At 65.9% G+C, this 13,815-nt stretch carries 7 protein-coding genes; 6 read left to right on the top strand and 1 reads right to left on the bottom strand.

Annotated features, from left to right (window positions below; genetic code table 11):
• The first annotated feature begins 25 nt into the window (after window positions 1-25).
• The 5 genes from NPJ82_RS08815 to NPJ82_RS08795 all read left to right on the top strand — a co-directional run bounded on the left by NPJ82_RS08815 (window position 26) and on the right by NPJ82_RS08795 (window position 9,635).
• Entirely contained in the window at window positions 26-1,699 is a 1,674-nt protein-coding gene (locus tag NPJ82_RS08815) for a GMC family oxidoreductase (protein WP_112383270.1), read from the top strand.
• Between the two features lie 106 nt (window positions 1,700-1,805).
• Window positions 1,806-2,384, top strand: coding sequence for a TerD family protein (locus NPJ82_RS08810; RefSeq protein ID WP_342657054.1), 579 nt, complete (start codon window positions 1,806-1,808; stop codon window positions 2,382-2,384).
• A 223-nt stretch (window positions 2,385-2,607) separates the two neighbouring features.
• Window positions 2,608-4,878, top strand: coding sequence for a glycoside hydrolase family 127 protein (locus NPJ82_RS08805; protein ID WP_342657053.1), 2,271 nt, complete (start codon window positions 2,608-2,610; stop codon window positions 4,876-4,878).
• A 168-nt stretch (window positions 4,879-5,046) separates the two neighbouring features.
• Window positions 5,047-8,259 carry a glycoside hydrolase family 2 TIM barrel-domain containing protein gene (locus NPJ82_RS08800; protein WP_342657052.1) on the top strand — a complete coding sequence of 1,071 codons (3,213 nt, stop codon included), beginning with the start codon at window positions 5,047-5,049 and terminating at the stop codon, window positions 8,257-8,259.
• Between the two features lie 29 nt (window positions 8,260-8,288).
• The gene (locus NPJ82_RS08795) at window positions 8,289-9,635 is read left to right on the top strand and encodes a family 43 glycosylhydrolase (RefSeq protein ID WP_342657051.1); all 1,347 of its coding nucleotides are present in this window, start codon (window positions 8,289-8,291) and stop codon (window positions 9,633-9,635) included.
• A gap of 3 nt (window positions 9,636-9,638) precedes the next feature.
• Here NPJ82_RS08795 and NPJ82_RS08790 read toward each other — a convergent pair whose 3' ends face one another.
• Entirely contained in the window at window positions 9,639-10,238 is a 600-nt protein-coding gene (locus tag NPJ82_RS08790; RefSeq protein ID WP_342657050.1) for a TetR/AcrR family transcriptional regulator, read from the bottom strand.
• A 97-nt stretch (window positions 10,239-10,335) separates the two neighbouring features.
• Between NPJ82_RS08790 and NPJ82_RS08785 the strand changes: the two genes are divergently transcribed.
• Complete coding sequence (locus NPJ82_RS08785; RefSeq protein WP_342657049.1) at window positions 10,336-13,734, top strand: acyl-[ACP]--phospholipid O-acyltransferase; 3,399 nt, start codon at window positions 10,336-10,338, stop codon at window positions 13,732-13,734.
• The last annotated feature ends 81 nt before the right edge of the window (window positions 13,735-13,815 follow it).

The raw sequence follows: 13,815 nt of genomic DNA, 5'->3' as shown, positions 1-13,815 counted from the left end.
CCTTCGTTTTCTGGAGAGGACAATCATGGCATCGACCAACAGGTTCGACGCAGTCGTCATCGGTTCGGGCGTGAGCGGCGGGTTTGCCGCCAAGGAATTGACCGAAAAGGGCCTTCGCGTCCTGATGCTCGACCGTGGCCGGATGGTGGAGCATGGCGAGGGCTACACCTATGACGGCAAGCCGGCCTATGAGGTGCCGGCGCGCAACATCATGCCCAAGCCGCTGATCGAAAGTAACTATTTCATCGCCAAGCACGGCTATGTCGCGCCCAGCAACCAGGCCTTCTACAATGACGACAAGGCCAACCCCTATGCGTATGGCGAGGGCAGCCCCTTTTATTGGATCCGCCCGGCGGCGGTCGGCGGCAAGTCGCTGATCTGGGGCCGGTGGAGCTTTCGCTGGGCGCCGGAGGATTTCGACGCGAACAAGCGCGACGGCATCGATGGCGAATGGCCGATCGGGTATGACGATGTCGCGCCCTGGTATTCCTATGTCGAGAAATATATCGGCGTGTCGGGATCGCGCGAGAACCTGCCCTATCTGCCGGACAGCGAATTCCAGCCGCCGATGCCGATGAACGTCGCCGAGACGTGGCTGAAGGGACGGCTGGAGTCGAAGTTCCCGGGCCGCAAGCTGATCAACACGCGCCTGTCCAACATGACGGAGGACAAGCCCGATCAGAACCGCACCAAGTGCCAGTATCGCAACCAGTGCAGCAATGGTTGCTCGTTCGGCGCCTATTTCTCGACACAGGCGGTGACGCTGCCGGCCGCGCGCGCGACGGGCAAGCTGACGCTGAAGTCCGATGCCGTGGTGACCAATCTGGAATATGACAAGGCGCGCAAGCGGGTGACGGGCGTCCGCTATGTCGATGCCAATACCGGACAGGCGGAGGTCGTGTCGGCCGACCTGGTATTCCTGTGCGCATCGGCGATCGCATCGACCCAGATCCTGATGAACTCGCGCGATGCCCGCACCGGGCGCAGCCATTTCGACAGCAATGGCACGCTGGGCGCCTATGTGATGGACCATATCTTCCGCGTCGGCGTCGGCGGCGACATTCCGGGGATGGAGGAGTTCATCGAATATGGCCGCCGGCCGGGTGGCGTCTATGTGCCGCGGTTCCGCAACATCGGTGGCGACGAGGGGGTCGGGTTCCGCCGCGGCTATGGGTATCAGGGCAGCGCGCGGCGTGAAGTGTCGGAGCCGGTCGGCTTCGGCGCGTCGATGAAACATGGCATGCGCCGTTATGGCCCGTGGAAGTTCGGCATGGGCGCGTTTGGCGAATGCCTGCCCTATGCGGACAACCGCGTGTCGCTGCACGCGAACAAGGTGGACCGCTTCGGCGTGCCGCTGATGCGCTTCGACGTGCGCTTCCGCGACAATGAGTTGAAGATGATGGCGGACGCCCGGACGCAGGGCGAGGCGATGCTGCGCGAGGCGGGCCTGACCAACGTGCATAGCTGGGAAAGCGAGCATGTGCCGGGTGACGCGATCCACGAGATGGGCGGCGCGCGCATGGGACGCGACCCGCGCAAGTCCGTGCTGAATGGATGGAGCCAGGCGCATGATGCCAGCAACCTGTATGTCACGGACGGCGCGCAGATGGCATCGATCGCCTGCGTCAACCCGTCGCTGACCTTCATGGCCCTGACCGCGCGCGCCGCGGATCATGCGGTAAAGGCGCTGCGCGCATAAACGACGGCATGGGAAGCATCGCCCGCGCTGGGGAACCGGAATGCGTGCGCCGCGCGTTCGGTGATGGGCGATCTTCCCATGACCTGCCGATGATGGAGAAACACCGATGTCCGTAAGCCTGTCCAAGGGTGGCAATGTCAGCTTGTCGAAGGAGGAACCCGGCCTTTCGCGCATTCTGATCGGACTGGGCTGGGACACGCGTACCACCGATGGTACCGACTTCGATCTGGATGCCAGCGCCTTCCTTCTGGGAACGGGCGACCGGGTGCGCGGCGATGCCGATTTCATTTTCTACAATAATCTGCGTTCCGCGGACGGCTCGGTCGAGCATACCGGTGACAATCGCACCGGCGAGGGCGACGGCGACGATGAGGCGTTGAAGGTCGACCTGGCGACCGTTCCATCCGACGTGCAGAAGATCGCGGTATCGGTGACGATCCATGAAGGCGAGCAGCGCCGGCAGAGCTTCGGCATGGTCTCCAACGCGTTCATCCGAGTCGTCAACGATGTCACCGGGCGCGAGATCGCGCGTTACGACCTGTCGGAGGATGCATCGACGGAAACGGCGATGATTTTCGGTGAAGTTTATCGTCACAATGGCGAGTGGAAGTTTCGCGCGGTAGGTCAAGGATATAGGGGCGGCCTTGCGCCAATGGCGCGGAACTTTGGCGTGAACGTCGGTTAGGCGAACCCCTTCTTTGCGGCGGGGATCGCCAACTCCGCCTTGCAATACTCTGACATTTCCTTACCCTTTCCTTCAAGGCCGGTGCCCGTCCATGTAAGTCGGACGCACGATGCGGGCACCCGGCCATGGAGAGGTTTTGGCGATGTTGCTTTCCCGTCGTTCCCTGTTGGCCAGCGCAAGCGTCGTGGCGTTGGCGCCGGCGGCTTGGGCGGAGTTACCCGTCATGCGCAGCCGCCGGGTCGAGCCGGTGCTGGCGCGTTATGTGCGGTTGAAGCCGTCGCCCTTTGCCGACGCGTTCGAGGCGAACCGCCGCTATCTGCTGGCCCTCGATCCCGAGCGGTTGCTGCACAATTTCTACCAATCGGCCGGCCTGCCGGCACCCAAGCCGGTCTATGGCGGCTGGGAGGCGATGGGCATCGCCGGCCACTCGCTGGGCCATTGGTTGACCGCATGCGCGCTGGTGGTGGGGAATACGGGCGATCGTGAGGTGGCGGCGCGGCTGGATCATGCGCTGGCCGAAATGGCGCGTATCCAGGCCGCGCACGGCGACGGCTATTGCGGCGGCACCACGGTGGAGCGCGACGGCAAGACGGTCGACGGCAAGGTCGTGTTCGAGGAGGTACGGCGCGGCGATATCCGCACCGGGGGGTTTGACCTGAACGGCGGATGGGTGCCGCTCTATACGTGGCACAAGGTCCATGCCGGGCTGATCGACGCACATGTGCTGGCGCGCAATCCGCGGGCGATGCCGATCATGCTGGGATTGGCCGGCTATCTGGCCGGCGTGCTGGAGCCGCTCGACGACGCGCAGATGCAGCGGGTGCTGCACGCCGAGCATGGCGGGCTGAACGAGACTTATGCGGAAACCTATGCCCTGACCGGCGATCCGCGCTGGCTGCGCATGGCCGAGAAGATCCGGCACAAGGCGGTACTCGATCCCCTCGCCGCGCGGCAGGACAGGCTGGCGGGCCTGCATGCCAATACGCAGATACCGAAGGTGATCGGCCTGGCACGGCTGCACGAGGTGACGGGCAACCCGGCGCATATGGTCGCCCCGCGCTTCTTTCACGAACGGGTGACGCAGCATCACAGCTACATCATCGGCGGCAATTCCGAGCGCGAGCATTTCGGCCAACCCGATCAACTGGCCGGTCGCATCACCGAGGCGACATGCGAGGCGTGCAACAGCTACAACATGATGAAGCTGACCCGGCATCTGTATAGCTGGCAGCCCGATGCGCGCTGGTTCGATTTCTACGAGCAGGTGCAGCTCAACCACATCATGGCGCATCAGCGGCCGGATACCGGTCAGTTCGTGTATTTCATGCCGCTCGCCGCGGGCGCGCGCCGGGTATTCTCCAGTCCCGAAGACAGCTTCTGGTGCTGCGTCGGATCGGGAATGGAAAGCCATGCCAAGCATGCGGACTCGATCTGGTGGAGCGACGCCAGGACGCTGTACGTGAACCTGTTCATCCCGTCCGAACTGGACTGGCCGGAGCGGGGGCTGGCGGTGTCGATGGATACGGCGATGCCGCTGGAGGGCCGTGCGACGCTGACCGTGAAGCGGGCGCCACGCGCGGCGCAGGCGCTCGCCATACGGTTGCCGGGTTGGGCGAAGGCGCCGGTGCTGACGGTGAACGACGTGGCGGCCCGCCCGGTGCTGCGGGATGGCTATGCGGTGCTGGAGCGGCGTTGGCGGGCCGGGGACGTGGTGAAGGTGACGCTGCCGATGGCGGTGGCGTCGCACCCGACGCCGGGGGATGCCTCGATGGTGGCGTTTACCTACGGGCCGCTGGTGCTGGCGGCGGACATGGGGCCGGCGGACGCGCAGTTCGAGGGCGTGGGGCCGGCGCTGGTCACCGCATCGGCCGCGACGGGTGCCCTGGTGCCGGCGGGTGGTGCAGGGCAGTTCCGGGCGGTGGGGGCGCTGGACGAGGCGCTGACCTTCAAACCGTTCTTCTCGCAATATGACCGGCGCGCGGCGGTGTATTTCCCGACCTTCACCCCCGCCGGATGGGCGGGTGCCAAGGCGGGATATGTGCAGGCGCAGGAGGAGGCGCGCACGCTTGCCCGGCGCACGTCGGACATCATCCATCTGGGCGAGATGCAGCCCGAACGCGACCACCAGTTCCGGTCGGAGCATAGCGAGGTGGTGAACTGGAGCGGGCGTTCCGCACGGCGTCTGCGCCCGGGCGAGTCGATGCGGATGGTGCTGGCGCGGCGTCCCGGCGCGGCGGTGCTGCGCGTACTGGTCGCGCGGGGGGATGCCGATCGGAAGATCGGCATCAGTGTGGATGGGCAGCCGCTGGGCGCCGGCCAGCAGGTCGAAGGTGGGGGGGGGCATTTCGCCGCGATCGATTATCCCGTGCCCGGTAACGGCACCAAGCCGCAGGCCGAGGTGATGGTCACCGCGTTGCAGGATGATGCCGTGCTGTACGAGATGCGTATGATGACTGCGTCCAGCCCGGCGCGCGACCCGGCGGTGCAGAGCTGATGAGGGTGGGGCAAGCTTCGTTGGCCAAGCGCTGATCTGCGCGTGTATTCGGGCCAAGTGACCGGCTAATTCAACATCTTGGCCCTATCAATCGGTTGAGCAAACTTGTAGGATGTATTTTGTCAGGCAAGTCGTCTAGATAGCGGCTGTTCGATAAAGGGGGGGGCAATGCGGATCTTCAGGCTGGCGGCAGGTGCCGCGTCGGTGCTTGCGATGGCGAGCGTCGTGCAGGCGCAGGATGGCCCGCAAGTGCAGCCGGTGCAGGTCGACCCATCCCGCCCCGACTGGGAAAACCCGGCGGTCTTCGCGCGCAACAAACTGCCCGCCAGTGCGACCGGCTTTCCGTTCGAGACACGCCGGCAGGCACTGGCCGGCGTCGAGGCGGATTCGCGACGGTATCTGTCGCTGGACGGCGAGTGGAAGTTCGCCTTCTCACCCGGCGCGGACCGGTTGCCCGACGGATTCGAGCGACCCGATTACGACGTGTCGGCGTGGAAGAGCATCAAGGTGCCCGCCGACTGGCAGGCGCAGGGCTATGACCAGGCGCGGTACAACAACATCGCCTACCCCTTCCCGGCGAACCGCCCGCTGATCCCGCACGAGACCAATCCGGTGGGGTCGTATCGGCGCGACATCACCTTGCCCGCCGACTGGGCGGGGCAGGACGTGGTGTTGCAGATCGGCGCGGCGGGCTCGGCATACTATGTCTGGGTCAACGGGCAGAAGGTCGGATACTCCGAGGACTCCAAGCTGCCCAGCGCGTTCGACGTGACCCGTTTCGTGAAGCCGGGGCGGAACACGGTGGCGATACAGGTGTATCGCTGGTCGGATGGCAGCTATCTGGAGGATCAGGATTTCTGGCGCGTGTCGGGAATCGAGCGGTCGGTCTACCTGATGGCGGTGCCGCGCACGCGGATCGCGGACACGTTCGTGCGTGCCGGGCTGGACGATGCCAATCGCGACGGCCGGTTGTCGGTCGACGTCGCAGTGACGGGCGCGGAGGCGGCGACGGCGCGGATCGTGCTGCTCGACGGTGATCGGCAGGTGCTGACCGCGAACCAGGTGGTGCCCAAGGGCCAGGCACGGCGGGTGACGCTGTCCGGCCAGGTGCCGCAGGTGCGCGCATGGACTGCGGAGACGCCCGAGCTTTACACGCTGGTGACCGAATTGCTGGATAATCGCGGCACGGTGGTCCAGTCGACGGCGCGACGCATCGGTTTTCGCACCGTCGCAATCAAGGACGGGTTGGTCAGCATCAACGGACGGCCGATCACCATTCGCGGCGTGAACCGGCACGAGCATGATCCCGAGACGTTCCACGTCATCAGCCGGGAGTCGATGGAACGCGATGTGCGCGTGATGAAGCGCAACAACATCAACGCGATCCGCACCTCGCACTATCCCAACGATCCCTATCTCTACGAGCTGGCCGATCGATACGGCCTGTACGTCATGGACGAGGCCAATATCGAGAGCCACGCCTATATGGATTATGCGAACCGCGTGCCGCGGCAACGCGCCAAATATCAACTCGGCTTCGACCCGGCATGGCGCGAGGCGCATGTCAGCCGCGTCACCAACATGGTGGAGCGCGACAAGAACCACCCTTCCGTCATCTTCTGGTCGCTCGGCAACGAGGCGGGCATCGGGCCGAATTTCGAAGCCGCCGCCGCTGCTGCCAAGACGCGCGATCCGGGGCGGTTGATCAGCTATCTGGGATGGGGAACATGGGGCGGGATCAGCGACCACCGGCCCAACTGGTACGCCGACATCTATGCGCCGATGTACGATCCGGCGGTCAAGATGGACGATTACGCCCGCAACTGGAATTTCAAGCAGCCGATGATCCAGTGCGAATATCTGCACGTCATGGGCAATTCAGGCGGCAACATCAAGGAGTATTGGGACACGATCTATGCCCATCCCGAGAAGTTGCAGGGCGGCTTCGTCTGGGACTGGGTGGACCAGTCCATGTACCGCTACACCAAGGATGGGCGCCGCTATTGGGGTGATGGTGGGGAATACGGCCCCAATCCGGGTGGCGACATCGAATTCGGTGACGGCCTGCTGCAATCCGATCGGACGCCGAACCCGCATCTGTATGAACTGCGCAAGGTCTATTCGCCGGTTCAGTTCGATGGCTTCGATCCCGCAAGCGGCCGGGTGACGGTGCGCAACCGCCATGATTTCCGCGATCTGTCTGGCTTTGCTATGGAATGGGAGGTGCTGGAGAACGGCGTTGCCGTTGCCTCGGGCAAGCTGCCTCCCTTGTCGACGGCGGCGCGGGGGGCGGAGACGATCACGCTGCCGCTGGCCGGCGTCGCGCGCAAGGCCGGTGCGGAATATTTCGCCACGATCCGGGTACGAGCCCGCGACGGCGCGGTCCCCCTGGTGCCGGGCGGCACGGAGATCGGGTTCGAGCAATTCGCCCTGGCCACGCCGCCCGCCGCTGTTGCGCCGACGGCCGCGGGCAATGTGGCCGTGACGCAGTCCGCGGATACGGTGACGATGCGGGCGGCAGGGGCTTCGTTGGAGATCGACCGATCGACCGGGCTGATCCGTCGCTACACCAAGGATGGACGGGAATTGACCACCGGGGGCGCACCACATTTCTGGCGCGCGGTGACCGACAATGATCTGGGCGTCGGCAGTGCGGGCGAAATGGCTCCGTGGAAGGCGATGAGCGAGACGCGGCGCGTCCGTTCGGTCCGGGTCGCGGGCGATGCGGTGATCGTGACGTTCGATCTGGGCGATGGTGCTGCGACGTTCGAGACGCGCTACACGATGGCCGGCGATGGATCGGTGGCGGTCGATGGTGCGCTGACCCCGGTGAAGGACGGCTTGCCGCCGCCGTTCCGGGTCGGATTGGCATTTGCGTTGCCGACCGATGTCACCACGGTGGAATGGTATGGGCGCGGCCCGCATGAAAGCTATGTCGACCGTAAGACCTCGGCCCCGATCGGCCTGTGGCGCGGGGCGATCGCCGCGCAGAACCACGACTATATCCGGCCGCAGGAGACGGGGAACAAGGTGGATGTCCGCTGGATGGAATTGTCCGGCGCAGGGCGGGGCGTGCGCGTCGAAGGCGATCGGCCGTTGATGATGAACGCGCTCGCCTTTCCCTATGCCGATCTGGATCGCAAGGAGCCGGGCAGCTGGAAATCGACCGATATCGTCCCGCACGGGCAGGTCACGTTGCTGGTCGATTCCGCACAATGGGGCGTGGGTGGCGATACACAGTGGAGCGACTTCGGCCTGCCACTGCCGGAATATCGCACGCGCGCCGAGCCGACGCGGGTCAGCTTCCGCCTCACTCCATTTGCCGGAGACGGAACGACACCCGCAAAAGCTCGTCCGGCGCAGGCAACGGGGGTGGAATGATGGGCCGGCCTTTTCTTTCGCGTTTCGCAATGCCGGCTGCCCTGCTGCTGACCGGTGGCGCAATGGCCGGGGCGGCGGATGTGCCGGTGTCGCGCTGGAACATGGCGGGCGCGGGCAATCCGCTGCTTCCCGGCTATTTTGCCGACCCGTCGATCGTCCGGGACAAGGGACGTTGGTATATCTTTGCCACCATCGATCCCTGGGGTGACGATCGGCTGGGGCTGTGGTCTTCCGACAATGGCCGCGACTGGACATTCACCACGCCGAACTGGCCGACCAAGGAGGCGGCAACCGGCCCGACGTCGGGCGATGCCAAGGTCTGGGCGCCCTCGGTGGTGAAGGCGCCGAATGGGCGGTGGTACATGTATGTCTCGGTCGGCAGCGAGGTTTGGGTCGGCACCGCCGACGCGCCCGCCGGACCGTGGCGCGACGCCAATGGCGGACGGTCATTGATCGCGAGGGATTTCGCGCCGGAATATCACATGATCGATGCGGAGGCATTCGTCGACGACGACGGACGTGCCTACCTGTATTGGGGATCGGGCCTGAACTGGACGAACGGCCATTGCTTCGTCGTCCGGCTGAAGCCGGATATGGTGACGTTCGATGGGCCGCCGCGCGATGTGACGCCGGCCAATTATTTCGAAGCGCCGTTCATGGTGAAGGCGGGGCGCCATTACCTGCTGACCTATAGCGACGGCAACACGACCAAGGACACGTACAAGGTCCGCTACGCGGTCGGTACGTCACCGCTCGGCCCGTTTCGCGAGGGCGCGACGAGCCCGATCCTGGAGACCGATCGGGCAAGGGATGTGATCAGCCCCGGCCATCACAGCGTGTTCCGATCCGAGGGGCGGTCGTACATCCTGTATCACCGACAGTCTTTGCCGTTTCCCAAGGGGGGCGACACGGTGTTGCGGCAGGTGGCGGTCGACCCGCTGACGCTCGAGGCGGATGGCGTGATCGCCAAGGTGGTGCCTTCGCATGGCAGCGCGGTGGCGGGGTCTGCGCCGAAACGCTCGGTGGGGCTGCGTTGGCGGGCGTCGGGCAGCGCATCGCCCGAAAACGCTGCGGATGATAACTATGCCACGTTGTGGCAGCCGGTCGCGGGCCAGCCGGTGATGCTGGTCGCGGATCTGGGACGGGCGCAGGCTGTAAAGGGCAGCCGGATACGGCCGGAATATGCGAACCGGCCTTATCGTTTCGGAATCGAGGCATCGCAGGATGGGCGGCGCTGGCGCATGGTCGCACCCGTGGCCGAGCGGCAGGGCTCCCCGATCGAGGTGCCGCACGCGACGACGGCGCGGTATTTGCGGGTGGTGGCGCCGGTGGGTGATGCGGCGATGTGGGAGTGGTCGATCGATCCGCGGGAGTAGGCGCTAGCGGCGGGCGTGTCCGGCGAGGGCTTCGCGGACCCGGGCAAGGGCGGCGATCTCCGGGGCGGCTTCGCCCATGAGGGCCCAGGCGCCGGTGATGGCGAAGGCGCAGTGGCCGTGGACGGTGGCGATGAGGGAGCGGGCAAGGGCGGCGACAGGGGCGTCGGGGGAGGTGTCGAGGGCGTGCGCGACCTCGGCAATGACGATCTCGGTCAGCACGCCCCGAGCCTGTTGATCCTGTTCGGAAAGTGACGCCTCGGCAGGCAGGCGGTGATCGTAGATCGCGGTCCACAAATTGGGGTGCGCACGCGCAAAGCCGAAATAGCCGTTCACCAGCGTGGCGATGCGATCGCTGTCACCCCCGGCGTCGAGCCGTTCGCGCAGATATGCCGCCCATAGCGCAAAGCTGCGCGAGTTGATCGCGGCGATCAGCCGGTCCGAGGTGCCGAAGACATTGTGGATCGTGCCGATTGAATAGCCGATCCGCCGAGCCACCTCACGCGCCGAGAAGCCGGCGAGGCCGACCTCCGCCACTAGTGCTGCCCCGGCGTCCAGGATCAACGCTTCCAGTTCGTCGCGGCTGTGGTCCGATCGTCTGCCCATGTGGCCGCACTACCATGAAATTGAGCGCTGCGCAATTTAGCTATTGAGCGGTGTTCAATTTGTGGTAGGTCCAAGCGTCCCGGAGGAGTCGTCATCCATGTCCGCACCTGACCTGTCGCTGCTTGGCAAGCGCCGTTTCGCGCCGCTGTTCGTCGTCCAGTTCCTGGGCGCCTTCAACGACAATCTGCTGAAGTTCGCGCTGCTGTTCCTGGCCAATTTCGGGCTGTACGCGGCAGCACCGGAAAAGGCGGAGCTGCTGGCGACGATCGCGACCGGCCTGTTCATCCTGCCCTATTTCCTGTTGTCCGCGCTGGCCGGGCAGCTTGCCGACAAATACGACAAGGCGGTGCTGGTCCGTGCGGTCAAGGCGGCGGAAATCGGCATCATGATGCTGGCACTGGGCGGGTTCTGGCTCCAGTCGATCCCGGTGCTGCTCGCCTGCCTGTTCCTGATGGGCGTGCATTCGACGCTGTTCGGGCCGGTCAAATATTCGATCCTGCCGCAGCATCTGCGCCAGCATGAGGTGATGGGCGGTACCGGCCTGATCGAGGCGGGTACGTTTCTGGCGATCCTGGCCGGGCAGTTGCTGGGCGGAGTGATCCCGGCCTGGGAAGCGGGGCTGGTGGCGACGGGCGTGGCGGTGCTGGGCTTCGTGGCGAGCCTGGCGGTACCCTCCGCGCCCGCCGCCGCGCCCGACCTGCGCATCGAGCGCAACATCTTGAAGGGGACATGGAAGATCCTGACCGTCGCCAGGGCGGGCCGGGGCGTGTGGCTGGCGATCCTGGGGATAAGCTGGTTCTTTTCGGTGGGCGCGATCCTGTTGTCCGAGTTCGCGCCGCTGGTCAGCGGAACGCTGCACGCCGGGCCGGGCGTGGTGACGCTGTTCCTGCTGGTCTTCTCCGTATCGGTCGCGGCGGGATCGCTGATGGTCAACCGGCTGCTGGGGGGCGAGGTGTCGGCGCGCTACGTGCCGGGGGCGGCGCTGGGCATGGCGGTGTTCCTGATCGACCTGTGGATCGCGACGCGCGGTTTCGTGCCGGTCACTAGCCGCGCCGATGTCGCCGCGTTCCTTGCCACCGGTGGTAGCTGGCATATCCTGATCGCGCTGACCGGCATCGCCTTTGCCGGGGGCATGTTCATCGTGCCGCTCTACGCCATCCTGCAGGTGTACAGCGCAGCCGCCGAACGCTCGCGGATCATCGCGGCGAACAATATCGTCAACGCGTTCGTTACCGTGGCGATGGTGGCGGTGGTCACCGCCTTGCTGGCAAACGGGACCAGCGTGCCGGGGGTGGTCGGGGCGATGGGCTTCGCCACCCTCGCCATCGCGCTGATCTCGTGCTGGCTGCTGCCCGAGACGGTGTTCAAGGCGCTGATCCGCGCGCTGCTGGTGCTGGTGTACCGGGTCGAGGTGCACGGGGCGGAGCATATGCCCAAGCCCGGCGAGCGGGCGATCCTGGTGGTCAACCATGTGTCGTTCCTCGACGGGTTGTTGCTGGCGGCGTTCCTGCCGGGCAAGCCGACCTTTGCGGTGGCGACGCGGATCGCGCGGGCGTGGTGGGTGCGGCCGTTCCTGGGCATGTTCGACGCCTTTCCGGTCGACCCGACGAACCCGATGGCGGCCAAGGCGATGGTCAAGGCGGTGCGCGAGGAGCGGACGCTGGTGATCTTTCCCGAGGGGCGGATCACGGTGACCGGCGCGTTGATGAAGGTATTCGACGGTCCCGGCATGATCGCTGACAAGGCGGATGCGCCGATCGTGCCGGTGCGCATCGACGGGGCGCAATATTCCCCGTTCTCGCGCCTGCGCGGCAAGGTGCGGCTGCGGATGTTCCCGAAGATCGACCTGACCATCCTGCCGCCGCGCCGCTTCGTGGTGGAGGGTGACACCGCCCGGCAGCGCCGCGCGGCGGCGGGCGCCAAGCTGTACGACGTGATGAGCGAGATGATCTTTGCCACGTCGAACACGGACCGGACGCTGTACCAGGCGCTGATCGACGCCAAGGATATCCACGGCGCGCGTGCCGCGGCGGTGGAGGACGTGAAGCGCGAGCCGATGCGTTACGGCCGGTTGCTGACCGGCAGCATCGCGCTGGGCCGCGCGTTCGCGCCGTTCACCACGCGGGGCGAGGCGGTGGGCGTGCTGTTGCCCAATGTGAATGCGGTGGTGGCGACGTTCTTCGCCTTGCAGGGCATCGGCCGGGTGCCGGCCGTGCTGAACTACACGGCCGGGCTGACCAACCTGAAGGCGGCGTGCACCGCGGCGGAGATACGCAGCATCATCACCGCGCGCGCCTTCGTCACGCAGGCGAAGCTGGGCGAGGTGGTCGCCGGACTGGAATCGGCGGGGCTGCGCGTCCATTATCTGGAGGATATCGGTGCCGGCATCGGTACGCTGGCCAAGCTGCACGCGCTGATCGCGACACGCTTTGCGGGGCGGCTGCACCGTCGGCATGGGGTGTCGCCGGAGGCGCCGGCGGTGATCCTGTTCACCAGCGGGTCCGAAGGACTGCCCAAGGGCGTGGTGCTGACCCACCGCAACCTCCTGTCCAACTGCCTGCAGCTATCGGCGCGGATCGATTTCAACTCGGCGGATGTGGTGCTGAACGCGCTGCCGGTGTTCCACAGCTTCGGGCTGACCGGCGGCACGCTGCTGCCGATCCTGTCGGGGGTGAAGACGTTGCTGTATCCCAGCCCGCTGCATTATCGGATTGTGCCGGCGCTGGCCTATGACGCGAATGCGACGATCCTGTTCGGCACCGACACGTTCCTGTCGGGCTATGCCCGGATGGCGCATGGCTATGACTTCTATTCGCTGCGCTACATCTTCGCCGGGGCAGAGCGGGTGCGCGACGAGACGCGTGCGACCTATGCGCACAAGTTCGGCCTGCGGATCATGGAAGGCTATGGCGCGACCGAGGCGTCGCCGGTGATCGCGGTGAATACGCCGATGCATTTCCAGGCGGGCAGCGTTGGCCGGTTGCTGCCTGGCATGGAGGCGCGGCTGGATGCGGTGCCGGGGATCGCGGACGGCGGGCGGCTGTCGATCCGCGGGCCCAACATCATGGCCGGCTATCTGAAGGCGGATGCGCCCGGCGTGCTGCAACCGCCAGAAGATGGCTGGCATGACAGCGGCGACATCGTAACGATCGACCGCGCCGGCTTCGTCGCGATCCGCGGGCGGGCCAAGCGCTTCGCCAAGATCGGCGGCGAAATGGTCTCGCTGCCCGCGGTGGAGGGATATGCCGCCAAGGTCTGGCCGCAGGGCGATCATGCGGTGGTGACGCGGCCGGATGCGCGCAAGGGCGAGCAACTGGTGCTGTTCACCACGCAGCACGATGCGGCGGCGGCGGCATTCCAGGCATGGGGGCGCGCCAATGGCGTGACCGAGCTGGCGATCCCGCGCGATATCCGCGTGGTCGCGGCGCTGCCGGTGCTGGGCACGGGGAAGCTGGATTATGTGACGATGGGGGAAATGGCCGCGGGCGGGCAGTGATTGCTGGTGTGGGGATACCAGCCTTGACCGGAATATCCGTTCTTATCGAGAGATACGGCGTCGCGGGTGGCACTGTCTCGA

The sequence above is a fragment of the Sphingomonas sp. NY01 genome, assembly GCF_038809135.1.
GTDB classification, from domain to species: Bacteria; Pseudomonadota; Alphaproteobacteria; order Sphingomonadales; family Sphingomonadaceae; genus Sphingomonas; species Sphingomonas carotinifaciens.
The sequence above is the reverse complement of the archived record's forward strand: the minus strand, read 5'-3'. Positions and strand labels throughout refer to the sequence as shown.